This window comes from Streptomyces sp. NPDC028907, from assembly GCF_055564995.1.
Window position 1 is genome coordinate 707913 of record NZ_JBVHVE010000002.1, and the last position, 26420, is coordinate 734332.

The 26420-nt window shown below is 71.7% G+C and carries 24 protein-coding genes; 16 read left to right on the forward strand and 8 right to left on the reverse strand.

The window, feature by feature from the left end; genetic code table 11:
- Positions 1–54 precede the first annotated feature (54 nt).
- On the forward strand, positions 55–1644 hold the full coding sequence (gene serA / locus ACZ4UU_RS07710; protein ID WP_468037437.1) for a phosphoglycerate dehydrogenase: 1590 nt from the start codon (positions 55–57) through the stop codon (positions 1642–1644).
- A gap of 66 nt (positions 1645–1710) precedes the next feature.
- Here serA and ACZ4UU_RS07715 read toward each other — a convergent pair whose 3' ends face one another.
- A complete protein-coding gene (locus tag ACZ4UU_RS07715) occupies positions 1711–3261 on the reverse strand; it encodes an MFS transporter (protein ID WP_468037439.1) in 1551 nt (516 codons plus the stop codon).
- Between the two features lie 96 nt (positions 3262–3357).
- Here ACZ4UU_RS07715 and ACZ4UU_RS07720 point away from each other — a divergent pair, with 96 nt between their 5' ends.
- Entirely contained in the window at positions 3358–3936 is a 579-nt protein-coding gene (locus tag ACZ4UU_RS07720) for a TetR/AcrR family transcriptional regulator (RefSeq protein WP_468037441.1), read from the forward strand.
- Here the strand turns inward: ACZ4UU_RS07720 and ACZ4UU_RS07725 are convergent.
- The 5 genes from ACZ4UU_RS07725 to ACZ4UU_RS07745 all read right to left on the reverse strand — a co-directional run bounded on the left by ACZ4UU_RS07725 (position 3923) and on the right by ACZ4UU_RS07745 (position 10236).
- Positions 3923–4639: an ATP-binding cassette domain-containing protein gene (locus ACZ4UU_RS07725; protein WP_468037443.1), complete on the reverse strand. Its 717-nt coding sequence runs from the start codon at positions 4637–4639 to the stop codon at positions 3923–3925. The genes ACZ4UU_RS07720 and ACZ4UU_RS07725 overlap by 14 nt on opposite strands.
- Positions 4632–5621: an ABC transporter ATP-binding protein gene (locus ACZ4UU_RS07730; RefSeq protein ID WP_468037445.1), complete on the reverse strand. Its 990-nt coding sequence runs from the start codon at positions 5619–5621 to the stop codon at positions 4632–4634. Before ACZ4UU_RS07730 ends, ACZ4UU_RS07725 begins: the two co-directional genes overlap by 8 nt.
- Positions 5611–7440: an ABC transporter permease subunit gene (locus ACZ4UU_RS07735; protein ID WP_468037447.1), complete on the reverse strand. Its 1830-nt coding sequence runs from the start codon at positions 7438–7440 to the stop codon at positions 5611–5613. Before ACZ4UU_RS07735 ends, ACZ4UU_RS07730 begins: the two co-directional genes overlap by 11 nt.
- Positions 7437–8930, reverse strand: a complete 1494-nt coding sequence (locus ACZ4UU_RS07740) for an ABC transporter substrate-binding protein (protein WP_468037449.1) — start codon at positions 8928–8930, stop codon at positions 7437–7439. The genes ACZ4UU_RS07735 and ACZ4UU_RS07740 overlap by 4 nt, the downstream gene beginning before the upstream one ends.
- Positions 8931–9048: 118 nt before the next feature.
- Positions 9049–10236: a PucR family transcriptional regulator gene (locus ACZ4UU_RS07745; RefSeq protein ID WP_468037451.1), complete on the reverse strand. Its 1188-nt coding sequence runs from the start codon at positions 10234–10236 to the stop codon at positions 9049–9051.
- A 128-nt stretch (positions 10237–10364) separates the two neighbouring features.
- Here ACZ4UU_RS07745 and ACZ4UU_RS07750 point away from each other — a divergent pair, with 128 nt between their 5' ends.
- From ACZ4UU_RS07750 to ACZ4UU_RS07760, 3 genes are all read left to right on the forward strand, one after another.
- Positions 10365–11291 (forward strand): proline dehydrogenase family protein, encoded by a 927-nt coding sequence (locus ACZ4UU_RS07750; RefSeq protein ID WP_468037453.1) that lies wholly within the window; start codon positions 10365–10367, stop codon positions 11289–11291.
- Between the two features lie 51 nt (positions 11292–11342).
- The gene (gene pruA, locus ACZ4UU_RS07755) at positions 11343–12974 is read left to right on the forward strand and encodes an L-glutamate gamma-semialdehyde dehydrogenase (RefSeq protein ID WP_468037455.1); all 1632 of its coding nucleotides are present in this window, start codon (positions 11343–11345) and stop codon (positions 12972–12974) included.
- Between the two features lie 67 nt (positions 12975–13041).
- Complete coding sequence (locus ACZ4UU_RS07760; RefSeq protein WP_468037457.1) at positions 13042–13866, forward strand: alpha/beta fold hydrolase; 825 nt, start codon at positions 13042–13044, stop codon at positions 13864–13866.
- A gap of 1 nt (position 13867) precedes the next feature.
- Here ACZ4UU_RS07760 and ACZ4UU_RS07765 read toward each other — a convergent pair whose 3' ends face one another.
- Positions 13868–14074, reverse strand: a complete 207-nt coding sequence (locus ACZ4UU_RS07765) for a DUF5988 family protein (protein ID WP_468037459.1) — start codon at positions 14072–14074, stop codon at positions 13868–13870.
- Between the two features lie 93 nt (positions 14075–14167).
- Between ACZ4UU_RS07765 and ACZ4UU_RS07770 the strand changes: the two genes are divergently transcribed.
- The 4 genes from ACZ4UU_RS07770 to ACZ4UU_RS07785 all read left to right on the forward strand — a co-directional run bounded on the left by ACZ4UU_RS07770 (position 14168) and on the right by ACZ4UU_RS07785 (position 17720).
- Positions 14168–14725 (forward strand): GNAT family N-acetyltransferase, encoded by a 558-nt coding sequence (locus ACZ4UU_RS07770; protein ID WP_468037461.1) that lies wholly within the window; start codon positions 14168–14170, stop codon positions 14723–14725.
- A gap of 259 nt (positions 14726–14984) precedes the next feature.
- Positions 14985–15125, forward strand: coding sequence for a hypothetical protein (locus tag ACZ4UU_RS07775; protein ID WP_107083653.1), 141 nt, complete (start codon positions 14985–14987; stop codon positions 15123–15125).
- Between the two features lie 189 nt (positions 15126–15314).
- A complete protein-coding gene (locus tag ACZ4UU_RS07780) occupies positions 15315–16358 on the forward strand; it encodes a 3-isopropylmalate dehydrogenase (RefSeq protein ID WP_468037463.1) in 1044 nt (347 codons plus the stop codon).
- 273 nt (positions 16359–16631) lie between these two features.
- Entirely contained in the window at positions 16632–17720 is a 1089-nt protein-coding gene (locus tag ACZ4UU_RS07785) for a branched-chain amino acid aminotransferase (protein WP_468037465.1), read from the forward strand.
- Positions 17721–17782: 62 nt separating this feature from the next.
- On the opposite strand, the gene ACZ4UU_RS07790 is transcribed toward ACZ4UU_RS07785, so the two are convergent.
- Positions 17783–19219, reverse strand: a complete 1437-nt coding sequence (locus ACZ4UU_RS07790; protein ID WP_468037467.1) for a cytosine permease — start codon at positions 19217–19219, stop codon at positions 17783–17785.
- Positions 19220–19362: 143 nt separating this feature from the next.
- Here ACZ4UU_RS07790 and ureA point away from each other — a divergent pair, with 143 nt between their 5' ends.
- The 7 genes from ureA to ACZ4UU_RS07825 all read left to right on the forward strand — a co-directional run bounded on the left by ureA (position 19363) and on the right by ACZ4UU_RS07825 (position 26385).
- Positions 19363–20073 carry an urease subunit gamma gene (gene ureA / locus ACZ4UU_RS07795; RefSeq protein WP_468037469.1) on the forward strand — a complete coding sequence of 237 codons (711 nt, stop codon included), beginning with the start codon at positions 19363–19365 and terminating at the stop codon, positions 20071–20073.
- The gene (locus ACZ4UU_RS07800) at positions 20070–21782 is read left to right on the forward strand and encodes an urease subunit alpha (RefSeq protein WP_468037471.1); all 1713 of its coding nucleotides are present in this window, start codon (positions 20070–20072) and stop codon (positions 21780–21782) included. The genes ureA and ACZ4UU_RS07800 overlap by 4 nt, the downstream gene beginning before the upstream one ends.
- A gap of 9 nt (positions 21783–21791) precedes the next feature.
- On the forward strand, positions 21792–22841 hold the full coding sequence (locus ACZ4UU_RS07805) for an agmatine deiminase family protein (protein ID WP_468037473.1): 1050 nt from the start codon (positions 21792–21794) through the stop codon (positions 22839–22841).
- A gap of 9 nt (positions 22842–22850) precedes the next feature.
- On the forward strand, positions 22851–23345 hold the full coding sequence (locus ACZ4UU_RS07810; RefSeq protein WP_468037475.1) for a hypothetical protein: 495 nt from the start codon (positions 22851–22853) through the stop codon (positions 23343–23345).
- A 56-nt stretch (positions 23346–23401) separates the two neighbouring features.
- Complete coding sequence (locus ACZ4UU_RS07815) at positions 23402–23950, forward strand: TetR/AcrR family transcriptional regulator (protein ID WP_468037894.1); 549 nt, start codon at positions 23402–23404, stop codon at positions 23948–23950.
- A gap of 141 nt (positions 23951–24091) precedes the next feature.
- Positions 24092–25144, forward strand: a complete 1053-nt coding sequence (locus tag ACZ4UU_RS07820; protein ID WP_468037477.1) for a protein TolB — start codon at positions 24092–24094, stop codon at positions 25142–25144.
- A 26-nt stretch (positions 25145–25170) separates the two neighbouring features.
- Positions 25171–26385 carry a hypothetical protein gene (locus ACZ4UU_RS07825; protein ID WP_468037479.1) on the forward strand — a complete coding sequence of 405 codons (1215 nt, stop codon included), beginning with the start codon at positions 25171–25173 and terminating at the stop codon, positions 26383–26385.
- Positions 26386–26420 lie beyond the last annotated feature (35 nt).

Below are 26420 nucleotides of genomic sequence, written 5' to 3' on the forward strand. Positions count from 1 at the left end.
CCACCGCCTGCGGCCGTCGGGACGGCCGTCCGCATTGGACTTGTGAGGACTCACGTGAGCTCGAAACCCGTCGTACTCATCGCTGAAGAGCTGTCGCCCGCGACCGTGGACGCGCTTGGCCCCGACTTCGAGATTCGCCACTGCAACGGAGCGGACCGAGCCGAACTGCTCCCGGCCATCGCCGAAGTGGACGCGATTCTGATCCGCTCCGCCACCAAGGTCGACGCCGAGGCCATCGCCGCCGCGAACAAGCTGAAGGTCGTCGCCCGAGCCGGCGTCGGCCTGGACAACGTCGACGTCTCCGCCGCCACCAAGGCCGGCGTGATGGTCGTCAACGCCCCCACCTCGAACATCGTGACCGCCGCCGAGCTGGCCTGCGGTCTCCTCGTCGCCACCGCCCGCCACATCCCGCAGGCCAACGCCGCGCTGAAGAACGGCGAGTGGAAGCGCAGCAAGTACACGGGCGTGGAGCTCGCCGAGAAGACCCTCGGTGTCGTGGGTCTGGGCCGCATCGGCGCGCTGGTCGCCCAGCGCATGTCCGGCTTCGGCATGAAGGTCGTCGCCTACGACCCCTACATCCAGCCCGCGCGCGCCGCCCAGATGGGCGTCAAGGTGCTCTCGCTGGACGAGCTGCTCGAGGTCTCCGACTTCATCACCGTCCACCTGCCCAAGACCCCCGAGACCGTGGGCCTCATCGGCGACGAGGCGCTGCGCAAGGTCAAGCCGAGCGTGCGCATCGTCAACGCCGCGCGCGGCGGGATCGTCGACGAGGAGGCGCTGTACTCCGCCCTCAAGGAGGGCCGGGTCGCCGGCGCCGGTCTCGACGTGTACGCGAAGGAGCCCTGCACGGACTCCCCGCTGTTCGAGTTCGACCAGGTCGTCGCCACCCCGCACCTCGGCGCCTCCACCGACGAGGCGCAGGAGAAGGCCGGTATCGCCGTCGCCCGCTCGGTGCGCCTCGCCCTCGCCGGTGAGCTCGTGCCGGACGCGGTGAACGTCCAGGGCGGCGTCATCGCCGAGGACGTCAAGCCGGGCCTGCCGCTCGCCGAGCGCCTGGGCCGGATCTTCACGGCGCTCGCCGGTGAGGTCGCGGTCCGCCTCGACGTCGAGGTCTACGGCGAGATCACCCAGCACGACGTGAAGGTGCTGGAGCTCAGCGCCCTCAAGGGTGTCTTCGAGGACGTCGTCGACGAGACGGTGTCGTACGTCAACGCGCCGCTGTTCGCCCAGGAGCGGGGTGTCGAGGTCCGGCTGACCACCAGCTCGGAGGCCACCGACCACCGCAACGTCGTCACCGTGCGCGGCACGCTCTCGGGCGGCGAGGAGGTGTCCGTCTCCGGCACGCTGGCCGGCCCCAAGCACCTCCAGAAGATCGTCGCGGTCGGCGACTACGACGTGGACCTCGCGCTCGCCGACCACATGGTCGTCCTGAAGTACGAGGACCGTCCCGGTGTCGTCGGCACCGTCGGCCGGGTCTTCGGCGAGGCGGGCATCAACATCGCCGGCATGCAGGTCTCGCGTGCCGTCGCCGGTGGTGAGGCGCTGGCCGTCCTGACCGTCGACGACACGGTGCCCGCCGGGGTGCTGACCGAGGTCGCCGAGGAGATCGGGGCCACGTCGGCTCGTGCGGTGAACCTGGCCTAGGTCCACCACCGTGGCTGGGGGCTGCCGCCCCCAGACCCCCGCATCGGCCCTGAACGGGCCTCGTCCTCAAACGCCGGACGGGCTGAGGTGACTCGGCCCGTCCGGCGTTTCGCATGCTTGCTGCTCCCGGACCTCGACCCGCCGCAGCGTCACCGCCGCCAGCACCGCGGCCCCCGCGAGCAGCACCGCTCCCGCGATCGCCGCCCCCTGCATCCCGCTGGTGAACGCCTCCCGCGCGGCGGTGGCCAGGCCCGGGACCCGGTCGGCGACCGCCAGCGCTCCGCCGAGCGTCTCGTGCGCCACGTCCGGCGCCGACGCCGGGATCTCGTGGCGGTAGACCGCCGTACCGATCGAGCCGAGGACGGCCATGCCGAGGGCGCCGCCGAACTCGGCACCGGTCTCCAGCAGGGAGGACGCGGAGCCCGCCCGTTCCACCGGGGCGGAGCCCATCGCGAGGTCCATGATCTGGGACATCACCGTGACGCCTCCGACGGCGATCACCGCGCACGCGGTCAGCACCAGCCAGAGCGAGTCCGTGCCGGCGAGGGACAGCAGCGCGAAACCGGCCGCGGAGACCGCGAAGCCCGCGGTGACGACATAGGCGCGGTGGACGCCCCGCTGCACCAGCTGGGTCGCGAGCGGTCCCGCCGCGCCGATCGGCACCGACGGCAGCAGCGCCCACAAAGCCGCCTCCAGGGCGCCCATGCCGAGCACCGACTGAAGGTACTGCGTGGTGAAGTAGGACGAGCCCAGCACGCCGAACATGCACACGAGGTTGAGGGCCACGGAGGGCGCGAAGCCGCGTCCGCGGAACAGGGCCGGGGAGATCATCGGGGCCGCGGCCGTGCGCTGGCGGTGGACGAAGAGGGCCGCGAACAGCAGGCCGACGGTGATCGAGACGACGTAGCGGACGTTCCAGCCCTCGGACGGGATCTCCTTCAGGCCGTAGACCACGGGCAGTACGGCCGCCATGGACAGCGGAATGCTCAGCCAGTCGAAGCGGCTGGGCGCGGGGTTTCGCGACTCGGGCAGCAGGAAGGGGCCGAGGAGCAGCAGGAGCGCCATCGCGGGCAGGTTGACCAGGAAGACCGAGCCCCACCAGAAGTGCTCGACCAGGACTCCGCTCATCACCGAACCGAGGGCCACGCCGGCCGTCATCACACCCGACCACATGCCGATCGCCTTCGCGCGCTGCGCGGGGTCGGTGAACATCGTGCGCAGGATGGCCATCGTCGCCGGCATCAGGGTCGCGCCGCCGATGCCGAGGACCGCGCGGGCCGCGATCAGGACCTCGGCGCTGTGCGCGTAGGCCGCCAGCAGCGAGGCGGCGCCGAAGGCGACGGCGCCGATCAGCAGGAGGCGGCGGTGGCCGATGCGGTCGCCGAGCGAGCCCATCGTCATCAGCAGGCCGGCCAGGACGAAGCCGTAGATGTCGAAGATCCACAGCTGCTGGGTGCCGCTCGGCGCCAGGTCCGCGCTGATCGCCGGGATCGCGAAGTACAGGACCGAGACGTCCATCGAGACCAGCAGAAGCGGAAGCATCAGGACGCCGAGGGCGGTCCATTCGCGGCGGCCGGCTCGGGTGCCCGTCGAAGGGCTCAGCGGGTTCGTTGTCATGGCGGTGAATGTACGCGCGTCTTAAACGCTTGTCTAGAACGCTTGTATAAGACGTACGTCTAGGACGGTCGTATGGATCCGGAGTAGGGTGATGCCATGGGACACCGTGAGGATCTGCTCGAAGGCGCCAAGCGCTGCCTGCTGGCGAAGGGGTTCGTGCGCACGACCGCGCGCGACGTCGTCAAGGAGTCGGGGACCAACCTGGCGTCGATCGGCTACCACTACGGCTCGAAGGACGCGCTGCTGGCGCAGGCGTACGTCGAGATGGTGGAGGGCATGTCGGACGCCTTCGAGGGCGGCGGCGAGCTCAGTGGGGAGCCCGGCTCGATCGAGCGGTTCGCCGAGGTGTGGTCGAACATCATCGGCACCATGCGGGACCCCGGCTCGATGTGGCGGCTCAGCATGGAGATCGTGGTCATGGGCGATCAGCTGCCCGAGGTGCGGGAGCATCTGGCGCGGGCCCAGCGCGGGGGCGCGCGCGGCATCGTGACGCTCTTCCACGGGGGGCGCGAGGAGGATGTCCCGGAGGAGACCGTGGACACCCTCGGCTACTTCTACCTGACCTTGATGATGGGCGTCATGGCGCAGTGGACCTTCGACCCGAAGACCGCACCGGAGGCCGACCAGCTGGCGGAAGGGCTGCGGCAGGTGATCGAGGCCGCTACCCGGAGATGACGCGTCCCTCGCGCATCTCGATCGCCCGGTCCGCGACATGCCGGACGACAGCCCGGTCGTGGCAGATGAACAGGTAGCCGAGGCCGAGGTCGTCCTGGAGGTCGGCGAGCAGGTTCAGTACGCCGGCCCGGACGGAGGGGTCGAGGGACGAGACCGGCTCGTCCAGGACCAGCAGGCGGGGGTCGGAGGCCAGGGCGCGGGCGATTCCGGCGCGTTGGCACTGGCCGCCGGAGAGCTCGTGCGGGAGGCGGTCGCCGTACGACGCGTCGAGGCCCACCCGGTCGAGGAGTTCGGCGACGCGGGCCGGGCCGTCGGCCGCGCTCCAGCGGCCCTGGACCCTCAGTGGTTCCGCCACCGCGTCACGGATGCGGTGGCGCGGGCTCAGGGAGCCGTACGGGTCCTGGAAGACGGGCTGCATACGGGGGCGGAGCGGGCGCAGCTCGCGTTCGGTGAGGGTTGTCAGCTCCCGGCCCTCGAAGACGACTTCACCGGAGTCCGGGCGGCGCAGCTGGAGCACCGCGAGCGCCGTGGAGGACTTGCCGCAGCCGGACGGGCCGTTGAGGGCGAGGGTCTCGCCGGGGGCCAGGGTGAACGAGACGTGGTCTACGGCCGTGACGTCGCCGTAGCGGACGACGAGGTCGCGGACGTCGAGCAGGGCGTCGACCGGAGTGTCGGGCGGGGTGTCGGGCAGGGCGTCACTCATGGAACAACTCCGTTGCCGGGTACGGAAGTTCGGGCCAGCGGTGACAGGAAACCAGGCGTTCCTCCACCTCCTGCGGCTCCGGTTCCGCCGTCGCGCAGACGTCCGCCGCTAGGGGGCAGCGGGGCGTGAAGGCGCAGCCGGGTGGGAGCGCGGCCGGGGCGGGTGGGGTGCCGCGGAGGGCGGGGAGGCGGCGGCCCGGAAGCGCGTGCTGGGGGAGGGAGGCCAGCAGGCCCGCCGTGTACGGGGCCCGGGGCCGGGTCAGCACCTCGTCCGCCGGGCCGAGTTCGGTGAGACGGCCGGCGTACATGACCAGCACGCGGTCCGCGTGGTCGCGTACGACGTCCATGTCGTGGGTGACCAGGACGAGCGTGGCGCCCACGGCCTCGCGCTGCTCGGCAAGCACGCGCAGCACCTGGTCGCGGCGGTCCTCGTCGAGGGCTGTGGTGGGCTCGTCGGCGACGACGACGTCGGGTTCGTTGATCGTCGCCATGGCGATGACCGCGCGCTGCCGCATGCCGCCGGAGTACTCGTGCGGATACGCCCGAGCCGTGCGGGCGGCGTCCGGGATGCCGACCCGGTCGAGCGCTGCGACCGCCCGGGCGCGGGCCTCCCTGCGGGAGACGCGGGCCACCGACCGTACGGCGGCGGCGAGTTGGTCGCCCACCGGGTGTACGGGGGAGAGCGCGGACAGGGCGTCCTGCGGGACCAGGGAGATACGGCGGCCGCGGTGCGCCGTGAGGTCGGGCTCGACCGTCCCGCTCGTCGTGGCGCCCCGGGGCAGCATGCCCAGCAGCGCCCGAGCCGTGAGGGACTTGCCCGCGCCGGACTCGCCGACGATCGCGAGCACTTCGCGCGGGCGGACGTCGAAGGACAGGCCGCGCACGGCCTCGACGCCGTCGAAGGCGATCCGCAGGTCGCGCACGGAGAGCAGCGGTTCGGGCGGGGGTGGTGCAGCGGGCGAGAGAGGCGGATCAGACGGCAACGGAGGTCTCCTTCTTCCCTGCCGGGGGCTTCCTCGCTGAGGGCTTCCGCGCCGCGGGTTTCTTCGTGGTCGGCGCGGCTCGCCGCACCCTCCGGCCCTCTACGGCCGCCGCACCCGACACGGCGAGGCCCGCCAGCAGGGCGAGCGCGACGGCCGGGGCGAGGGCTGCCCAGGGAGCGCGTTCGACGTAGGCACGTGACTCGTCGAGGAGCAGGCCCCACTCGGGGGCGGGCGGCTGGGCGCCCAGGCCCAGGAAACCGAGGGAGGCCAGGGCGAGGGCGATGCCGGGGAGGCGGAGGAGGGCGTGCCGGGCGACGGGCGCGGCGACGGACGGCAGGACGTGCCGGGTGAGGATCCACAGCGGGGTCGCGCCCATGGCGCGTTGGGCGGTCAGGAACGCCGACGCCCGTACCTCCTGCACCAGTGCCGCCGCGTGTGCGGACAGCGCCGGCCAGGAGATCAGCGCGACCGCGAGGGCGGCGCCGCCGGTGCCGGGGCCGACCGCCGCGGCGACCAGGATGCCGACGATCACCGGCGGCAGGGCGTTGGCGATGTCCGCGGCGCCCGCCGCGACGCCGGGCAGGAAGCCGAGGGCGAGCGCGACCAGCAGGCTCAGTGCGCAGATGGCGGCGGCCGTGCCGACGGTCGAGGCGGCGCCGTGTCCGAGCCGGGCGAGCACGTCACGGCCGAGGGCGTCGGTGCCGAGCGGGTGGGCCCAGGTTGGGGCGGCGAGCCGGGCGGCGGTGTCGACGGTGTACGGGTCGCGCAGCAGGCCCCAGCCGATCGTCACGGCGAGGACTGTGAACAGGGTCAACGGGATCGCCGGGTGTGAACGGACCGGACGTGCCGGGGGCAGTGTGAGGCCGGCGTCACGCAGGGCGGGGCCCAGCAGCCGGCGCCGTGCGAACGCCGCCGCCGCGCCCGCGACCAGGCCGAGCAGCAGCAGCGCCAGCACCGCCCCCTGGAGCAGCGGCAGATCCTGCGACTTGGCCGCACCGAGCGCCGTACGCCCGATGCCGGGCACCGCGAAAACCATCTCCACGGCGACCGCGCCGCCGGTCAGACCGACGGCGACCATCCCGAACTGCGGTACCAGCGGCGGCAGTACGCGCTTGAGGGCGGCCACCGAGATCGCCGTACGGCTCACTCCCGCACCCCGCCACAGCTCCACCCACCGTTCGTCGAGGACGGCGGGCAGCGCGTCGGCGACCAGCCGGCCGAGCAGGCCGCCCGCCGGGACACCGAGGGCGAGCGCGGGCAGCACCAGATACTCGGGGCCCGCCCACCCGGCCGTCGGCAGCCACCCCAGCCACACCCCGCACACCAGCAGCACCACGGTGGCCAGCAGGAACTCGGGGATCGCGGCGAGCATGGCGGCGAAGGCACCGGCCGATCCACGCCCCCGCACCAGCACGGGCGCCACCAACACCGCGGCGAGCACCACCGCCACGCCGAGCGCCGCGCCCATCAGGCCCAGCGACACCTGGAGCCCGCCGATCACGGACGGCAGGACGTCGGTGCCGGACACCCAGGAGGTGCCGAAGTCGCCGCGCAGCAGGTCCGAGGCCCACCTCCCCAGCAGGGCGAGCGGGCCGGCGTCCAGCCCGAGGTCCGCGCGGATCGCCGACAGCGCCTCCTCGGTCGCCTCCTGCTCGGCCGACCGGGCGCGCAGCACGGTGAGCGCCGGGTCCCGGTGCGAGAGCCAGGGCAGCAGGCCTACGGTGGCCAGTACGGCGACGAGGCAGACGAGGCGGGTCAGCCCGGCGGAGCCGGCCGACTTCTTCGCGCTGGACCTCGCTTGACGCTGAGGGGCCTTCACTTGACGTAGGTGTCCGCCGTGACGAGCTCGCGCTCGCGCGGGTCGTGGGCCGCGTCGACGACGCCGGCCGCGTCGCCCTGGATCACCCGCTCGTGGAGCAGCGGTACGGCCGCGTCCTGGGCGAGCACGGCGGCCTCGGCTTCGATGACCGCCTTGCGGCGGGCGTCGCCGACCTTGGCGTCGGAGGCCTTCTGCAGGGCCTTGTCGACCTCCGGCGACGCCAGTTGCGCGATGTTGAAGGTGCCCTTGGAGGCGAAGTCGCTGTAGAGGTACGCGGCCGGGTCGCCGGAGTCGAGGACGGTGGCGCGGGAGAGGATGAACGCGTCGAAGCGTCCCGCGAGCGCGTCGGACTCGATGTTCGCGTACTCGCGGATGTCCAGCTTCACCTTGAACCCGGCCTTCTGCAGCTGTTGCTGCAACGCGGCGGCGACCTCCGGCAGTTCGGCCCGGTCGGTGAAGGTGCCGATGGTGATCTCCGCGCCGTTCGGCTTGCCGGCCTTGGCGTGCTCGACGGGCGAGCGCAGTTCGGAGGCCCAGGGCAGGGCCGGGCCGAGCAGGCCCTCGGCGACGTCGGCGCGGCCCTCGTACACCCCCTCGACGATCGACTCGGCGTCGAGGGCCTCGCGGGCGGCGGCCCGCAGCGAGGGGTCCTTGAAGACGCCCTGCTCGGTGTTGAGGTAGAGCGTGTTGGTGCGCGGCATCGGCACCTCGGTGATCAGGTCCTGGTCGAGCACCGCCGCCTGCGAGACGGGTATCGCCTCGACGATGTCGGCCTCGCCGCTGCGCAGCGCCGCCGCGCGGGCGGTGCCGTCCGGGACGAACGTCACGTCGATGCCGGGGGCCTTGGCCTTGCCGCCCCAGTAGGCGTCGTACCGGTCGAGGGCGGCGGAGGCGGTGCCGTTGACCTTGGTCAACTCGAAGGGGCCGGTGCCGGCGCCCACCGGGTCGACCGTCTTCCCCCGGTACGCCTTGGCCGCCAGGATCGACAGCTGCGGTGAGCTGAGCCGCTGCGGGACCAGGGGGTCCTCGGTGGCGGTGGTGACGGTGACCTTGTCGCCTGCGGCCTTCGCGGTCAGGTCCACGCCGTCCAGGATGCGGGGCTTGGGGGAGGCGGTGGCGGCCTCGGTGAGGGAGGTGACGACGGCTTCGGGGGTGAGCTTCGTGCCGTCGTGGAAGGTGACGCCGTCGCGTATCTCGAACGTCCAGGTGCGGCCGGACTGCTGCCACTTGGTGGCCAGCGCGGGCCGGGCGTCGCCGTCCTCGTCGAGCTTCACCAGGGTCTCGGCGGTCGACCAGCGCGACAGCTTGAACGCGTCGTCCGACAGCGGCGACAGCCCGGAGCGCGGGGGCTGCATCATCGCGACACGGACACGCTTGCCGCCCGCACCCGCGTCAGCGGTGTTCTCCGCCCCGGCGAAGCAGCCGGTGAGCAGTGCGGAGGCCGCGGTGAGGGCGGTGGCGGGGAGCAGACGGCGAGCGGGGAGGCGCACGGAACCCTCCGGGTAAAGGGGCGGTCAAGAGAGCGGTTGCTGCGAACCGTAACATGATGACAATCATTTCCAATACATCGGCCCTGGTGGCGGGACGGCTCGGCGTGCGGCCGTTCGGCTACAGCCGCGCCCCTTTCAACGCCATGTGCAGCAGAAGCCGGTCCTCGCCGTCGTCCAGGTCCAGCCCCGTGAGCTGTTCGACGCGGGAGAGCCGGTAGTAGAGGGTCTGGCGGTGGATCCCGAGTTCGGCGGCGGTGCGGGCGGCCTGGCCGGCGCGGTCGAGGTAGGTCTCGGCGGTGCGGGCGAGTTCGTGGTGGGCCGGTGAGAGGAGGAGGGCGACCGCGGGGTCGTGGGTGACCTCCGGGGGGAGGGAGGTCAGCAGGCGGTACGGGCCGATGTGCGCCCACTCGGCGATCGGGCCCAACCGGGGCTCGGCCAGGGCGGCTCGGGCCGCGGCCGAGGCCTCCCGCCATGCGGCGGGCAGTTCGCCGAGGCCCGTGCGCGGCGCGCCGATGCCGGCCGCCGAACGCGCCGCCTCGTCCTTGAGCAGCCTCGACGCCGCCGCCTGGGCCGGCGTCCGCACCTCCGCCGAGCGCAGCCGCACCAGCACCGCGAGGCTCTGCCCGCCTGCCCCCCACGGCACCGTGCACAGTGCCGTCGCGTGCGGCACCGTACGCACGGACGGGGCGTCGTCGGGGTCGGCCGACGGCCACGGGGCGACACAGACCACGGTGTGCGGTCCGTCGCCGCGGGCGCCGAGGGCCGTGCGCAGCGCCGCCACCGCCATGTCCCCCTGCCAGCCCGGCTCCGCGACCAGCGCCGCCCGCAGCTCCCGGCTCAGATCCGCCCCGTGCTGCGCCTCGTCCGCGAGCAGCGCGCCGATCCGCGCCGTCACCTCCATCGCGGCCGCCAGCTGCTGCTCGGTCGGGCCCGGATCGTCGTCCAGGAGCCAGACGTAACCGAGGACGACCCCCCGATGGCGTACCGGCAGACAGATACGTCCCCGGTACACCCCGGCCTCCGGAGTCGGCGGGATCCGCACCGGGCCCGTCGCGCGCGTGATGCCGAAGCCCTCGAACCACGTCCGTACGGCCGCCGTGGAGCGACGGGTCAGGATCGAGCGGGCGCGGACCGGGTCCAGGGCCGACGCGTCGAGCTCGTCCTCGCTGTCGTACGCCCCGAAGGCGATCAGCTCGAAGTCCCGGTTCTCCAGCGTCGCCGGCACGCCCAGCAGCTCCGAGATCTCGTCGACCAGCTCCTGGAAGTCACCCCTGTATTCGGACGTCACCCGGGCATTCTCCCGCATTTCCGCAGCCCCTTCATACATCTGTCTGAGATCTGCGGCACGGATGCGTGACAGCTGTCGATGGCCGACGATCGGAGGGATCCTTAGGTTTCACGGTGGTTCTATCTGCTGGTTTGTGGAGGTGCCCCGTGCTGGGTCCCGTGATTCTTGCCGCGTCGCGCAGCGACCGGATGCGACGCCTGATCTCGGCGGCCCCGGTGACCAAGCAGGTCGTCGACCGGTTCATCCCCGGTGAGACGGTCGACCAGATCGTGCCGATCATCCAGGACCTGACCTCTCGGGGCCTGGAGCTGACGATGGACGTCGTCGGCGAGGACATCACCACGCCCGAGCAGGCCGAGGCCGCCCGGGACGCCTATCTGGCGCTCATCGACCGGCTCAAGGAGCTGGAGCTGGGCACCAGGGCCGAGATGTCCGTGAAGCTGTCCATGTTCGGGCAGGCGCTGGACGGCGGCCACGAGCTGGCGCTCGCCAACGTCCGCCCGGTCGTGGAGGCCGCCGCCGCCATCGGTACGACGGTCACCCTCGACGCGGAGGACCACACCACCCTCGACTCGATGTTCGCCATCCACGAGGAACTGCGGAAGGACTTCCCGCAGACCGGCTGCGTCATCCAGGCCTACCTCTTCCGCACCGAGGCCGACGCCCGCCGCCTCGCGGCGAACGGCAGCCGCGTACGGCTGGTCAAGGGCGCCTACAAGGAGCCCGCCGAGGTCGCCTACCAGCAGAAACACGAGATCGACAAGGCGTACGTCCGGGTCCTCGGGATTCTCATGGAGGGCGCCGGGTACCCGATGATCGGCTCCCACGACCCACGCCTGATCGCCATCGCACAGGAACTCGCCCACCGCGTCGGCCGAAAGCTCGACGAGTACGAGTTCCAGATGCTGTACGGGATCAGGACCGACGAGCACCTGCGGCTGGCCGCGGAGGGCCACCGCATGCGCGTCTACACGGCCTACGGCACGGACTGGTACGGCTACTTCATGAGGCGCCTCGCGGAGAAGCCCGCCAACCTGCGGTTCTTCCTGCGCTCGATGGTCAGCAAGGGCTGAGCCCCCACACACGGCTCGCAACACACCGCTCAGTAAGGAGTTACGGAACCCATGGACGCTGTGACCCAGGTCCCCACCCCCGTCAACGAGCCGGTGCACGGCTACGCCCCCGGCTCGCCCGAGCGCGCCCGGCTGGAGGTCAAGCTCAAGGAGCTGGCCGAGAACCCGATCGACCTGCCCTGCACCATCGGCGGCGAGAAGCGCATGGGCGGCGGCGAGCGCTTCGACGTCGTGCAGCCGCACAACCACAAGGCCCGCCTCGGCAGCTACGGCAACGCCACCCAGCAGGACGCCCAGGACGCCATCGACGCGGCCCTCGCCGCCGCGCCGGCCTGGCGCGCGATGTCCTTCGACGACCGCGCGGCGATCATCCTGCGCGCCGCCGAACTGCTGTCCGGCCCGTGGCGCGAGACGCTGGCCGCCTCCACGATGCTCGGTCAGTCCAAGACCGCCCAGCAGGCCGAGATCGACACCCCCTGCGAGCTGATCGACTTCTGGCGGTTCAACGTCAAGTACGCCCGTGACCTGCTCGCCGAGCAGCCCCCGGCGAACTCCCCGGGCGTCTGGAACCGCCTCGACCACCGCCCGCTGGAGGGCTTCGTCTACGCGATCACGCCGTTCAACTTCACGGCCATCGCGGGCAACCTGCCCACCGCGCCCGCCCTGATGGGCAACGTCGTCGTCTGGAAGCCGTCCCCGACGCAGACCCACGCCGCCGTGCTGCTCATGCAGCTGCTGGAGGAGGCGGGCCTGCCCAAGGGCGTCATCAACCTCGTCACCGGCGACGGCATCGAGGTCTCCAAGGTCGCCCTTGAGCACCGCGACCTCGCCGGCATCCACTTCACCGGCTCCACCAAGACCTTCCAGTACCTGTGGAAGACGGTCGGCAACAACATCGAGAAGTACCGCTCCTACCCGCGCATCGTCGGCGAGACCGGCGGCAAGGACTTCGTCGTCGCCCACCCGAGCGCCGACAAGGCGGTCCTGAAGACCGCCCTCACCCGGGGCGCCTTCGAGTACCAGGGCCAGAAGTGCTCGGCGACCTCCCGGGCGTACATCCCGGCGTCGATCTGGAACTCCGGCTTCAAGGAGGAGTTCGCCGCCGAGGTCGACTACATCACCATGGGTGACGTCACCGACCTGTCGAACTTCATCGGGGCCGTCATCGACGAGCGCGCCTTCGCCAAGAACAAGGCCGCCATCGACCGCGCCAAGTCCGACCCGACCTGCACGATCGTCGCGGGCGGTTCCTACGACGACTCGGTCGGCTACTTCGTGCGCCCGACCGTCGTCGAGTGCACCGACCCGGAGAACGAGGTCTTCACCACCGAGTACTTCGGCCCGTTCCTCGCCGTGCACGTCTACGAGGACGACAAGTACGACGAGATGCTGGAGCAGATGGAGTCGGTGTCCGCGTACGCGCTGACCGGCTCGGTCATCTCCGGCGACCGCGCCGCGGCCGCGTACACGATGGACAAGCTGCGCTACGCGGCCGGCAACTTCTACATCAACGACAAGTCGACCGGCGCCGTCGTCGGCCAGCAGCCCTTCGGCGGCGGCCGTGCCTCCGGTACCAATGACAAGGCCGGCGCCCCGCAGAACCTGATGCGCTGGACGCTGACCCGCGCCATCAAGGAGACGCTGGTCGCCCCGACCGACTACGGCTACCCGCACATGGGCTGACGCCAACTCCGCGTAAAGGGCCGGGTCTTGAGCGGACCCGGCCCTTTCGTGTTGCGACAATGCGGTCATGACGGTGACGACGGATGACGGCGTACGGCTGTGGGCGAGTGCTTCCGGCCGGGGCGAGCCACTGGTGCTGTGCCACGGCGGGCCGGGGCTGTGGGACATGTTCGAGGACGTGGCCGCGATGCTCGGTGACCTGGCCACGGTGGTGCGCTGGGACCAGCGCGGCTGCGGACGGTCCGAGCGGTGCGCCGGGCCGTGGACGACCGACCGGTTCGTGGCCGATCTGGACGCCGTACGACGGCACTTCGCCCCGGAGCGGACCGCGCTGTTCGGACACTCCTGGGGCGCCCAGCTGGCGCTCGCCTACACACTGGCCCATCCGGAGCGGGTGAGCCTGCTGGTGTACGTGGCCGGGACCGGCATCGGCCCGACCTCCGAGTGGCGCCCCGCCTATCAGGAGAACCTCCTCGCGAGACTGGGCGAGGACCCCGAACGCCTCGCCCGCTGGCGGGAGTTGCCCCCGGGTGACCGGGAAGGCGCGGTGCTCCAGTGGTCCGCGGAGTTCGAGGACCGCAAGCGGGCGCCGGAGCACGCCGAGCGGATGGCCGACCCGTGGCTGGGCATCAACACCGAGTGCAACGCCGCCGTGACCGCGGAGAACCGGCGCGGGCTGGACACCCCGGAGCTGTACGCCGCCTGCCGGGCCCTGGACGTGCCCGTGCTCATCGTCGACGGCGAGTGCGACATCCGGCCGCGCTCGGCGGTCGACTCCCTGGAGCGGGCGCTGCCGAACGTGACGCGGGTGATCCTGCCCGGCGCCGGGCACTCGCCCTGGGTGGAGGATCCGGACGGATTCCGGGCGGCGCTGGCGGCCGCGCTGACCTGATCTACTCGGCGATCTCCGTCCGCTCCCACCACTCGTACACGGGCAGCGAGCCCTCGGGCGTGTCCGACTGCCGCGAGGTCGGCCGGAAGTGCTCGTACCCGCCGCGGAGCTTGATCTTCACGTCCGGGCCGGGGGACGGGGTCGGGACGATCCGCTCGGGCAGGTCGTCCGGGCCGCCCTCGAGGAACACTTTCGCCGTGTCGTTCATGACCTCACCGTTCCCCTCGCGGTCGCCGTCTGTCCCGTACCGCGCGGAGGATCAGCCGAGTGGGCGATCCACCGTCGCCCGGATACTGGACGGATGACCACACCCACGGCCCCCGTCACGCCCCGCACCGCGCACACCGCCGACCTCACGGCCGCCGAACTGCGCGCCGTCCGCGCCCTGTTGGACGAGGCCTTCGGCGGGGACTTCTCCGACGAGGACTTCGACCACGGGCTCGGCGGCATGCACGCGCTCGTCCACGACGACGCCGGGCGGCTCGTCGCGCACGGGTCGGTGGTCATGCGCAGGGTGCGGCACCGGGAGCGGTGGCTGCGGGTCGGGTACGTCGAGGCGGTCGCCGTACGCTCCGACGCGCGCCGGACCGGGCTCGGCGGCCGGGTGATGGCGGAACTGGAGCGGGTGATCGACCGGGCGTACGACGCGGGAATGCTGTCCGCGAGCGACGAGGGGGCCGCGCTGTACGCCGCCCGGGGCTGGCAGGTGTGGGGCGGGCGGGTCTGCGCGCTGGGCCCCGAGGGCGTCGTCCATCTGCCGGACGAGGAGGGCAGCACGTTCCTGCGGCCCGCGCTCGCCGGTTCGCTCGACCCGGCGTTCGAGCTGGTCTTCGACTGGCGCGACGGCGACGTGCTCTGACGGAGTGACGGGAAAAGCCCAGGTCAGTGGCGTGTGACCGGCTCCACCGTCTCAGATAGTAGGAAGTCCGAGTAATTGTGGAGACAGACGCGCCGTCCTCCCTTAGCTTTGTAGAAGCCGAACGTCTCGCTCGATCAAGCGAATGGCGGTCGTGAGCCGGGCCCCGTGCAGGCAACCCCTGCGGCACCGCTCCCCGCCCCATCCGGCGTCTCGTAACCCCCTTTCCGCACTCCCGGATTGTCGAAGGAGTCGATTTCCCATGGCCGAGACGACCGCCCGCCGCCGAGTCCGTCACCTCTCCCGCACGAGCGAGTCCGACCGCAAGAACGCCGCCGCGGCCCTCCAGCGCGCCCTCGACCGCAGGGACAACGGCGGCGCCACGGGTCACCAGGCCGCGTAGGCGCTCCGCCGGGAGTGCCGCGACGGGGCGTCATTTGGCTGCGGTGCCCTCGTGGCTGGTCGCGCGGTTCCCCGCGCACCTTGCGGGGCGCTGAAGGTGTCGGGATCATCCAGCACTCCCGTCGGCCGCGTGCTGTCCGTATCGCGGACATCGTGTGTCATTCCATGGGACGAGGAGTAGGGTGCCGACATGTCTCGCAGCCTCAATCTCGCAGTGATCCCCGGTGACGGCATCGGGCAGGAAGTCGTGGCCGAAGGCCTCAAGGTCCTCTCCGCCGTCCTCCCGCAGGATGTGAAGCTGGAGACCAAGGAGTACGACTTCGGTGCCAAGCGTTACCACGCCACCGGTGAGACCCTCACCGACGCGGACGTCGATGCCCTGCAGAAGCACGACGCCATCCTGCTCGGCGCCATCGGCGACCCGTCGGTCCCGTCCGGTGTCCTGGAGCGCGGCTTCCTGCTGAAGCTCCGCTTCCTCTTCGACCACCACGTCAACCTGCGTCCGTCGAAGCTCCTCCCGGGCGTCGCCACCCCGCTCGCCGGGCAGCCCGAGATCGACTTCATCGTGGTCCGCGAGGGCACCGAGGGCCCGTACACCGGCAACGGCGGCACCATCCGCAAGGGCACCGAGCACGAGGTCGCCACCGAGGTCTCCGTGAACACGGCCTTCGGCGTCGAGCGCGTCGTCCGGGACGCCTTCGCCCGCGCCCAGGCCCGCCCGCGCAAGAAGCTCACGCTGGTCCACAAGAACAACGTGCTGGCCTTCGCGGGTCACCTGTGGACGAACGTCTTCAACAAGGTGGCCGAGGAGTTCCCCGAGGTCACCACCGACTACATCCACGTCGACGCGGCGACCATCTACCTGGTCACCGACCCCGGTCGCTTCGACGTGATCGTCACCGACAACCTCTTCGGCGACATCATCACCGACCTCGCCGCGGCCGTATCCGGCGGCATCGGCGTCGCCGCGAGCGGGAACATCAACCCCTCCGGCGAGTTCCCCTCGATGTTCGAGCCGGTCCACGGTTCCGCGCCCGACATCGCCGGCCAGGGCAAGGCCGACCCCACCGCCACGGTGCTGTCCGTCGCCCTGCTCCTGCGCCACCTCGGCTACGACGCCGAGGCCGCCCGCATCGACGAGGCGGTCTCCGCCGACCTCGCCGAGCGCACCGGCAAGCCCGCCCGCTCGACGTCGGAGATCGGCGACGCGCTGGCCGTACGAGTAGCCGGCTGACCCCGCCGCCACTCGAACACCCTTCGAAGCCGCCGGGTCACTGAAGCGCCCGGCGGCTTCCCCATGTCCGCCGTCGGGTGACACCATCAACCCCTGGATCGCGATTCACTCCGGATCACGCCGATCAGGCCGATTTCTTCCGCGGCCCCCGCTTGCGATAATCGAACGCGGAGCCGCGGAATGAGGGAATGCTCGGACGTCCTAGCACTGGCCACTGGCAGTACTGGCGTGAGCGCGGCCCGCCACAATCAAACCGGTGAAGGACATCTACTCATGACGACGCCCACGATCGAGCTCAAGCCCTCCGCCAGCCCGCTCTCCGCCGCCGAGCGCGAGGCGATACTGGCCAACCCGGGGTTCGGACGCCACTTCACCGACCACATGGTGACGATCAAGTGGACCGAGGGCCGCGGCTGGCACGACGGCGAGCTCGTGCCGTACGCGCCGCTCTCCCTCGACCCGGCCACCATGGTCCTGCACTACGCGCAGGAGATCTTCGAGGGTCTGAAGGCCTACCGCCAGCCCGACGGGTCCGTCGCCTCCTTCCGCCCGGAGAAGAACGCCAAGCGCTTCCAGGCCTCCGCCCGCCGGCTGGGCATGCCGGAGCTTCCGGTCGAGACGTTCATCGAGGCGTGCGACGCGCTGGTGAGCCAGGACGAGGCGTGGGTGCCCGCGCACGGCGGTGAGGAGTCCCTCTACCTGCGGCCGTTCATGTTCGCCACGGAGGTCGGGCTGGGCGTGAAGCCCGCCAGCGAGTACCTCTTCATCGTCATCGCCTCCCCCGCCGGCGCGTACTTCCCGGGCGGCGTCAAGCCGGTCTCCATCTGGGTCTCCGAGGACCACGTCCGCGCCGTGCCCGGCGGCATGGGCGACGCCAAGACCGGCGGCAACTACGCCGCGTCCCTGCTGGCCCAGGCCGAGGCCGCCGCCGAGGGCTGCGCACAGGTCTGCTACCTGGACGCGGTCGAGCGCAAGTGGGTCGAGGAACTCGGCGGCATGAACCTGTACTTCGTGTACGGCGACAAGATCGTCACCCCGTCCCTCACCGGCTCCATCCTGGAGGGCGTCACCCGCGACTCCCTTCTCCAGGTCGCCCGTGACCTCGGCTACAAGGCCGAGGAGGGCCGCGTCTCCGTCGACCAGTGGCAGCGCGACTCGGAGAACGGCACCCTCACCGAGGTCTTCGCCTGCGGCACGGCCGCGGTCATCACCCCCGTCGGCACCGTCAAGCGCACCGGCGCGCAGTGGCAGCAGGGCGACGGCGAGCCCGGCGAGGTCACGCTGAAGCTGCGCCGGGCGCTCCTCGACATCCAGCGGGGCACTGCCGTGGACCAGCACGGGTGGATGCACAAGCTGGGCTGACAAGTGCTCGGCGTTGAGGTCGAGGCCGCTGGGGGCTGCCGCCCCCAGGCCCCCGCTTCGGCCTAAACGGCCTCGTCCTCAAACGCCGGACGGGCTGTCATTCCCGGGCTCGGCTGGGGCTGAGTCCGGGGTTCCAGCAGCGTGTAGGCAACGCCCCCCACCAGCCCCGACAGCAGGAAGCTGCAGTCCACCCCGCCCGTCAGCCCCAGCAGCGGCCCCTCGTACGACGGGAGGGAGACGGACAGCAGGCCGATCGTCGCGCCCATCACCCAGGCCGCGGTCGCCGGGATGTTCCAGCCGCCCTGGAACCAGTAGATCCCGCCCCGCGCACGGCGGTTGAAGACCTGGAGGGCATCGGCGTCGTACACGCCACGGCAGCGGGCGAACCCGATCAGGGTGATGACCGCCCACGGGGTGCCGACCGCAGTCAGCAGCAGCACGAAGGACGTCATGGCGTCCTGGGCGCTGGAGGCGTAGTGGCCGACGAAGACGCAGGCGGTCGCGACGACGGCGACGCAGTAGGTGGCCCGGGCACGGGAGGCGCGCGGGAGGATGGCGTCCAGGTCGAGGCCCATGGAGTAGAGCATCAGGCCCGCGTTGCCGACGGATCCGGCCGAGGCGGCCAGCAGCAGCGGGACCAGGTACCAGGTGGGGGAGGCGGAGACCAGCGGCCCGGCGTAGTCGAGGGCCGCCCGGGCCGCGTACGCCGTGAAGGTGCCGAACAGCTGGGGGACCAGCAGGCCCAGGAGCAGACCGAGCCACGTCGCGTGCAGCACCCGGCGTGAGGTGTGGCGGGCCGGGGAGATGTAGCGGGTGTAGTCGCCGAGCAGGGTGATGAAGGCGATCGGGCCGGACAGGCCCGCGGCCACCGTCGCCAGCAGCCACGTCGGCCAGAACCCGCCCAGCAGATAGCCGCCCGCCTCCGGCAGCGCGGCGGTCGTGAAGTGCGGCGCGTAGGCGACGACGCCGAGGACCAGCAGAGCCGTCATGCCGATGGCGAGGACGCGGGACAGGGCGAGCAGCACCCGGTAGCCGTACACCGCGCCCGCGACGGTCGCCGCGGCCAGCAGTCCGTAGACCACGCCGTACGACACCCCGCTGGCCGGCAGCCCGAAGAGGCGGCCCAGCACGCCGACCATCACATCGCCGCCGATCCACACGGTCAGGGCCGTGTAGCCGAGGGCGAGCAGGAGGCCGACGACCGAGCCGACCAGCCGGCCGCGCACGCCGAACTGGGCGCCGGACGACGTGGACAGGTTGGTCGCCGTGCGCAGGGAGATCAGCGCGAGCGGGGCGGTCAGGGCCGTGCCGACCACCGTGCCGACCACGATCGAGCTCACCGACGCCCACCAGTCCAGGCCGAACGACGGCGGCAGCCAGCCGAAGACGATCACTCCCAGGCACAGGTTCGATCCCAGCAGGATCGAGACGAGGTCCCGCGGGCCGCTCGTGCGTTCCTCGTCGGGGATGGTGTCGACTCCGCGCTGTTCCATCGGCATGGCAGGTCTCCTTTGATCGGCCGCCAGAGTTAGAGCGACGTTCAATATCGGGAATCGACTGTGTCGAGTCAACACTTCGGCTCACTGGATTTCGTGTTTAGAGTGATGCTCTAATGCGGGAGAGGCAAGGAGGTGCCCGCGTCATGAGACTCACCCCCACGGAACGTGACAGGCTGCTGCTCTTCGGAGCCGCCGAGCTGGCCCGGGCGCGCAGAGCCCGAGGGCTCAGGCTGAACGTCCCGGAGGCGACCGCGCTGATCGCGGACACCGTGTGCGAGGCAGCCCGCGACGGGGTCCGGCTGGCGGAGGCCATCGAGCGCGCCCGGTCCGTGCTCCGCCCGGACGACGTGCTGCCGGGCGTCGCGGACGTCGTCACCGAGGTCCATGTCGAGGCCGTCTTCGACGACGGCTCGCGGCTCGCGGTCGTGTCCGATCCCCTCGGGGCCGGGCTCGGGGCGCGGGCTCCGGGCGCGCTGCTGCCGGGGCCCGAGCACGCCGATCCGGAGCCGGTGGTCCGGATGACGGTCACCAACACCGCCACCGTGCCCGTCTCCGTGACCTCCCACTTCCACTTCTTCGAGGCCAACCCGCGGCTCGACTTCGACCGCGCGGCGGCCTACGGCATGCGGCTCGCCGTGCCCGCCGGGTCCTCGGAGCGGTTCGGGCCGGGGGAGAGCGCCGAGGTCGGGCTCGTGCCGATCGGGGGCGAGCGGATCGCGATCGGGTTCGCGGGGCTCGTCGACGGGGCGCTGGACGCGCCCGGCGCCCGCGAGGAGGCACTGCGCCGCGCCGCCGCCTGCGGCTACCTCGGCGTCACGCGAACGCCCGATCAGGAACAGGAGGTCGAGCGATGAGCCGTCCCGGAGGCCACCCCGCGCAGGCACGCCGCCTCACCCCGTACGAGTACGCCGCCACCCACGGCCCCCGCGCCGGCGACCGCATACGCCTCGGCGACTCCGGGCTGACGATCCGCGTCGAGTCGGACTCCCAGAAGTACGGCGACGAGTTCCTCGCCGGGTTCGGCAAGACCGCCCGGGACGGACTGCACCTCAAGGCCGCCGCCGTCCGGGAGACCTGTGACGTCGTCATCAGCAATGTCGTCGTGATCGACGCGGCGCTCGGCATCCGGAAGGTCTCCATCGGGATCCGGGAGGGCCGGATCTGCTCGATCGGGCGGGCCGGGAACCCCGACACCCTGGACGGGGTCGACGTCGTGGTCGGCACGGGTACGTCCATCGTGTCCGGTGAAGGGCTCATCGCCACCGCCGGAGCCGTCGACACCCATGTCCATCTGCTGTCGCCGCGCGTCATGGAGGCCTCGCTCGCGTCCGGCGTGACCACGATCATCGGGCAGGAGTTCGGGCCGGTGTGGGGCGTCGGCGTCAACTCGCCGTGGGCGCTCAGGCACGCCTTCAACGCCTTCGACGCCTGGCCGGTCAACATCGGCTTCCTGGGCCGGGGTTCGTCGTCCAGCTCCGCACCCCTCGTCGAGGCCCTCGCCGAGGGCGGCGCCTGCGGGTTCAAGGTCCACGAGGACATGGGCGCCCACACGCGCGCCCTGGACACGGCCCTTCGTGTCGCCGAGGAACACGACGTCCAAGTCGCCCTGCACAGCGACGGGTTGAACGAGTGCCTGTCGGTCGAGGACACCCTGCGGGTACTGGAGGGCCGCACCATCCACGCCTTCCACATCGAGGGCTGCGGCGGCGGACACGTCCCGAACGTCCTGAAGATGGCCGGCGTCCCCAACGTCATCGGCTCCTCCACCAACCCCACCCTGCCCTTCGGCCGGGACGCGGTCGCCGAGCACTACGGGATGATCGTCTCCGTCCACGACCTCAAGACCGACCTGCCCGGCGACGCCGCCATGGCCCGCGACCGCATCCGCGCCGGGACCATGGGCGCCGAGGACGTGCTGCACGACCTGGGCGCGATCGGCATCACCTCGTCCGACGCGCAGGGCATGGGCCGGGCCGGCGAGACGGTCCGCCGTACCTTCGCGATGGCCGGGAAGATGAAGGCCGAGTTCGGCGCCCCGGACGACGGCCACGACAACGAACGCGTCCTGCGCTACATGGCCAAGCTGACCATCAACCCCGCCATCGCCCACGGACTCTCCCACGAGGTCGGCTCGATCGAGGTCGGCAAGCTCGCCGACATCGTGCTGTGGCGGCCGGAGTACTTCGGCGCGAAGCCGCAGCTGGTGCTGAAGTCCGGCTTCCCGGCGTACGGCGTGGTCGGCGATCCGGGCGCCGCGACCGACACCTGCGAACCCCTCGTCCTGGGACCGCAGTTCGGGGCCTACGGGGCCACCCCCGCCGACATCTCGGTCGCCTTCGTCGCCCGGGCCGCCGCCGACCAGGGCAACGACACCATGCCCACGCGCAGAAGGCGGGTAGCCGTCCGGGGCACCCGTGGCATCGGACCGGCCGACCTGCGCCTGAACTCCCGTACCGGAGCCGTCGACGTCGACCAGCGCACCGGTCTGGTCACCCTCGACGGCGAGCCGCTGCGCTCCGAGCCGGCCGAGTCCGTCTCCCTCAACCGCCTCTACTTCCTCTAAGGATCACTCATGTCCGCAGCCGCCGACGGCTTCCGCATGCCCGCCGAGTGGGCCCCGCACGAACGCACCTGGATGGCCTGGCCGGGGCCGAACGTGACCTTCGAGGACCCGGAAGACCTGGCCGGCGCCCGCACCGCCTGGGCGTCCGTCGCCCGTGCCGTGCGCCGCTTCGAGCCGGTGACGGTGGTGTGCGGACCCGGTCAGTCGGCCGAGGCCCGCGCCCTGCTCGGCGACGGTGTCGAGACGGTCGAGCGGGACCTCGACGACGCGTGGATGCGGGACATCGGTCCGACCTTCCTGACCGACGGCAAAGGCGGACTCGCCGCCGTCGACTGGACGTTCAACGGCTGGGGCGCCCAGGACTGGGCCCGTTGGGAGCACGACGCGAAGATCGCCGCCCATGTGTCCGACCTGGCGGGCTCGACGAGGACGTACGCCTCGAAGCTCGTCAACGAGGGCGGTGCGATCCATGTGGACGGCGACGGGACGGTCCTGCTGACGGAGACGGTCCAGCTCGGCCCCGAGCGCAACCCGCACTGGACGCGCGAGGAGGTCGAGGCCGAGATCCACGGCATGCTCGGCACCCGCAAGGCGATCTGGCTGCCCCGCGGCCTGACCGGCGACTACCCGCCCTACGGCTTCGGGACCCTCGGCCATGTCGACATCGTCGCCGCGTTCGCCCGTCCCGGAGTGGTCGTCGCCCATGTGCAGCCGGACTCCGCGCACCCCGACCACGAGGTGACCAAGGAGGTCGTAGGGCTGCTGCGGGCGCAGACGGACGCGCGGGGCCGCAGCCTGGAGGTCGTCGAGATCCCGGCGCCCACCGTCCTGGAGGCGGACGGCCACTGGGCCGACTACTCCTACATCAACCACTACCTCTGCAACGGCGGCGTCGTCCTGTGCGGCTTCGACGACCCGCGCGACGAGATCGCGGCCGGCATCTTCCGCCGGCTGTTCCCGGAGCGGACGGTGACGCTCGTCGACGCGCGGACGATCTTCGCGGGCGGGGGCGGTATCCACTGCATCACCCAGCAGCAGCCGAGGAGGGTCGTCAGGTAGAACGTACGGGTGAACGTACTGCTCTGCGGCACCTGCGGAACACGGCTGACCGAGCCGGTCCGGCGGCTCGACGAGATGCCCGAGTACCCGGGCTGGGACGGCCTCCCGGGGCCGGACGGCCGACGGCACGGTCCGTCGCTTGTCCCGCGCGGGGCGTACGTCGTCGATCCCCTGCCGTTCGGGGCGCCGTTCGTGCCGACGGACGCCGACGAGGAGGAGCACGACGGGGTCGTCCCCGGCGGCATGTGGATGTCCGACGAACGCGGATTCCTGGTCTCCGACGGACCGCGCGGGACGTATGTCCTGCACCCGCTCGACGTGGTCGACCTGGGCCTGCACGCCGACACCTCCCGGCTGGAGGGCTGCTGCGGCTCGAATCCCTTCCACGGGGTCAACCGGGTCTGCGCCTGCGGGGCCGCGGTCGCCGTCCACGGCTCCGACTGCTGGGGCGGCTACCAGACCAGGCTCGTCCCGGACGCCGTCCACCTGGAGGCCGCCGCGTGACGCCCGCCCGCCGCCGCACTCCCGCGCCACCACGCGAGGACGTCCTCGCCGCCGCCATGGAGATGATCGCCGAACGCGGCCTGGAGAAGCTGACCATGGCCGCGCTCGGCCGCGAGGTCGGCATGAGCAGCGGCCATCTCCTCTACTACTTCCACTCCAAGGACGAGTTGCTGCTGCGCACCCTGGAGTGGAGCGAGGGCCGGCTCGGCGCCGAGCGCGGCCGGCTGCTGACGCGGGCGTCCGCCACGGTCCGCGAACGGGTCGAGGCGTACGTCGACCTGTACGTCCCCGAGGGGCACCGCGACCCGCACTGGACGCTGTGGCTGGAGGTCTGGAACCGTTCGCAGAACGCCGACGACGACGCTCGCGACCGGCAGGCCGCGATCGAGGGCGCCTGGCACCGCGACCTGGTGGCGCTGGTCGCGGAGGGCGTCTCGCGCGGGGAGTTCCGGGCGGTGGACCCGGACCGTTTCGCCGCCCGGCTGCGGGCGCTGCTCGACGGGTTCTCCATCCATGTGGCGATCGGCCTGCGCGGCACGGACCGGGCACAAGTTCTCGGCCACGTAAGGGAGTTCCTCGACGACAGCCTCCTCGCGGACTCCTGAGCTCACGTCCAGGTTGTACGCAATACGTCGGATTGACCCTGTCACGCGTGGTGCGTTTGCCTCGATAGGCGCCCCCGGCGGCGAGTGAGCCGAAGGGAAGGGGGCCGGGGGAAAGCGTCCACGGGGACCACAGGGGGGAACATGTCCAGAGCCGCACGTGTGTCCGGAGGCTCCTTGGCGGCGGCGCTGCTGCTCGCGCTCACCGGCACGACCGCGTCCGCCGCGCCGCCCGCACCGCACGTCGAGCGGGTCAGCACCGCAGCCGACGGCACCCAGGGCGACGCCGCCTCCAGCGCCGCCCACACCACGCCGAACGGCCGTTTCGTGTCGTTCCGTTCCTCGGCGACCAATCTCGTGCCCGAGGGCATCACCCACCCGGGCACCTACTCCTACATCCGTGACCTGAGAACCGGCCACCTCACCAAGATCGAGGCCGCGCTCAGCACACCCCGCCTCAGCTCCGACGGCCGCTGGGCCACGTACACCGACTGGGGCGTCCGCAAGATGAACGTCTTCCTGATGGACCTGAGCACCGGTACGCGGATCCGGGCCGGGGGCGACGCCCAGGACAGCGCGTCCGCCCCGGACATCAGCGCGGACGGCCGCTACGTCGCCTACACCTGGTCCGGACACCCGCAGTACCCGAACCGCATCGACCTCTACGACCGGGTCACCGGCACCCGCGAGACCGTCAGCGCCGGCCCGCAGGACGACGAGAGCCGGGACATGGACGACGCGTCGATCAGCGGCGACGGCCGCTATGTCGCCTACGAGGACGAGGGCGGCGGGGACGTGTGGGTGGCCGACCGCACCACCGGAACCCGGACCGAGGCCGACGACGGCACGTTCTCGACCGTGGTCCAGCTGAGCGCCGACGGCCGCGTCCTGGTCATGGACTCGGCGGACGGTTCGTACGTACGGGACCTGCGCACCGGCCGTGTCCAGCACTTCCCCGGCGTCGACGTGCGGGCCGTCAGCCCCGACGGGCGCCGGATCCTCCTCCAGGACGCGCAGTCGAACCTGTGGCTGCGCAACCTCCACGGCGGACGCCAGGTCCTCGTCGGACACGGCAGCGCCATCGACGGATCGGTCTCCGACAGGGGCCGCTCCGTCGTCTACTCCACGCAGGACACGGACGTCGTCCCCGGAGACACGAACGGCGTGTACGACGTCTTCCTGCGGACAGTGCGATGACAGCGACCAACCACGGGGGAACAACCATGCACAGCAAGAAGCGCCTGGCCGCCGCTGTCCTGGCGGCCGTCGCCACGGCGGCACTCGCCGTCCCGGCGGCGGACGCCGCACCCGGCGCCCCGCGCACCGAGCCGATCAGCGTCACACCCGAGGGAAAGGCGGGCAACGGAGTCTCGCGCACAGCCGTCATCAGCCGTAACGGGCGCCACATCGCGCTGACATCGGACGCCGAGGACCTCGACCCGAACATGCCGCACGGCGGCATGTACCTGCGCGACCCGCACACTGGCAAGCTCCGCTTCGCGGGCTTCGGAGGCCTCGTGGCGGTCCTGAACGACGGGCGCTACGTCTACACCGAGTACGGCCCGACGTCCGCGGAGGTCTGGATCCACAACCGCGACACGGGCGAGCGGGTCGGCTTCGGCATCGAGGTCCCGGACGGCTTCACCGGGCAGCCCGCCGAGGTCTCCGTGAGCCCCGACGGCCGCTACGCGGTCTACACCCTCCGCGAGGCCGACGGCGGCACCAGCGTCGTCTTCCTGCGCGACCGCGTCGCCGGCACCACCGAGCGCGTCAGCCACCCCAAGCCCGGCTGGGAGCCCCGCAACGCCTACGACCCGACGGTCAGCGACGACGGGCGCCGCGTCGTCTACCAGTACAGCTACGCCAACGGCCCGCGCGGCGACGACTGGGGCGACATCTGGATGTACGACCGCGCCAAGGGCGAGCGCACCCAGGTCGACCGCTCCTACGACGGCTCCCGGACCGAGAAGGAGTCCCTGAGGCCGTCCATCAGCGGCAACGGCCGTACGGTCGTCTTCGAGTCCCGGGACACCCACCTGGTGCCCGACGACAACGACGTCAGCTGGAACGTCTTCGTGCACGACCTCGCCACCGGCGCCAACCAGCGCGTTCACGGCACCCAGGGCGGCCCCGGCGAGGTCTACACCCGCAACCCCGCGGTCAGCGCCGACGGCCGGTACGTCACCTTCATGTCGGAGATCGCGGAGCCCGGCAGCCGCTACGGCAAGGAGTGGCCCGTCTACCTGCGGGACCTGCGCAAGGGCACCACCACCCTGGTCACCCCGGACACCGCCGGTGGCACCGCCACCGCCGACGTCCCTCCGGGACGCATCGCCGACGGAGCCCGCCGCATCCTCTTCCAGTCCACCGACCCGACCCTGATCCCGGCCGGCGACACCAATGACGGCACCGACGTCTTCGTACGGCACCTGCGGTGAGCGGGAACAGCGGGCGACCACTTCGAACCACGGGG

What these genes read in the sequence shown, in the direction of transcription:
- ACZ4UU_RS07715 (WP_468037439.1), bottom strand. Translation starts at nt 3,261, where the DNA reads ATGACAACGAACCCGCTGAGCCCTTCGACGGGCACCCGAGCCGGCCGC.
- ACZ4UU_RS07720 (WP_468037441.1), top strand. Translation starts at nt 3,358, where the DNA reads ATGGGACACCGTGAGGATCTGCTCGAAGGCGCCAAGCGCTGCCTGCTG.
- ACZ4UU_RS07725 (WP_468037443.1), bottom strand. Translation starts at nt 4,639, where the DNA reads ATGAGTGACGCCCTGCCCGACACCCCGCCCGACACTCCGGTCGACGCC.
- ACZ4UU_RS07745 (WP_468037451.1), bottom strand. Translation starts at nt 10,236, where the DNA reads ATGCGGGAGAATGCCCGGGTGACGTCCGAATACAGGGGTGACTTCCAG.
- pruA (WP_468037455.1), top strand. Translation starts at nt 11,343, where the DNA reads ATGGACGCTGTGACCCAGGTCCCCACCCCCGTCAACGAGCCGGTGCAC.
- ACZ4UU_RS07760 (WP_468037457.1), top strand. Translation starts at nt 13,042, where the DNA reads ATGACGGTGACGACGGATGACGGCGTACGGCTGTGGGCGAGTGCTTCC.
- ACZ4UU_RS07765 (WP_468037459.1), bottom strand. Translation starts at nt 14,074, where the DNA reads ATGAACGACACGGCGAAAGTGTTCCTCGAGGGCGGCCCGGACGACCTG.
- ACZ4UU_RS07770 (WP_468037461.1), top strand. Translation starts at nt 14,168, where the DNA reads ATGACCACACCCACGGCCCCCGTCACGCCCCGCACCGCGCACACCGCC.
- ACZ4UU_RS07775 (WP_107083653.1), top strand. Translation starts at nt 14,985, where the DNA reads ATGGCCGAGACGACCGCCCGCCGCCGAGTCCGTCACCTCTCCCGCACG.
- ACZ4UU_RS07780 (WP_468037463.1), top strand. Translation starts at nt 15,315, where the DNA reads ATGTCTCGCAGCCTCAATCTCGCAGTGATCCCCGGTGACGGCATCGGG.
- ACZ4UU_RS07785 (WP_468037465.1), top strand. Translation starts at nt 16,632, where the DNA reads ATGACGACGCCCACGATCGAGCTCAAGCCCTCCGCCAGCCCGCTCTCC.
- ACZ4UU_RS07790 (WP_468037467.1), bottom strand. Translation starts at nt 19,219, where the DNA reads ATGCCGATGGAACAGCGCGGAGTCGACACCATCCCCGACGAGGAACGC.
- ureA (WP_468037469.1), top strand. Translation starts at nt 19,363, where the DNA reads ATGAGACTCACCCCCACGGAACGTGACAGGCTGCTGCTCTTCGGAGCC.
- ACZ4UU_RS07800 (WP_468037471.1), top strand. Translation starts at nt 20,070, where the DNA reads ATGAGCCGTCCCGGAGGCCACCCCGCGCAGGCACGCCGCCTCACCCCG.
- ACZ4UU_RS07805 (WP_468037473.1), top strand. Translation starts at nt 21,792, where the DNA reads ATGTCCGCAGCCGCCGACGGCTTCCGCATGCCCGCCGAGTGGGCCCCG.
- ACZ4UU_RS07815 (WP_468037894.1), top strand. Translation starts at nt 23,402, where the DNA reads ATGGAGATGATCGCCGAACGCGGCCTGGAGAAGCTGACCATGGCCGCG.
- ACZ4UU_RS07820 (WP_468037477.1), top strand. Translation starts at nt 24,092, where the DNA reads ATGTCCAGAGCCGCACGTGTGTCCGGAGGCTCCTTGGCGGCGGCGCTG.
- ACZ4UU_RS07825 (WP_468037479.1), top strand. Translation starts at nt 25,171, where the DNA reads ATGCACAGCAAGAAGCGCCTGGCCGCCGCTGTCCTGGCGGCCGTCGCC.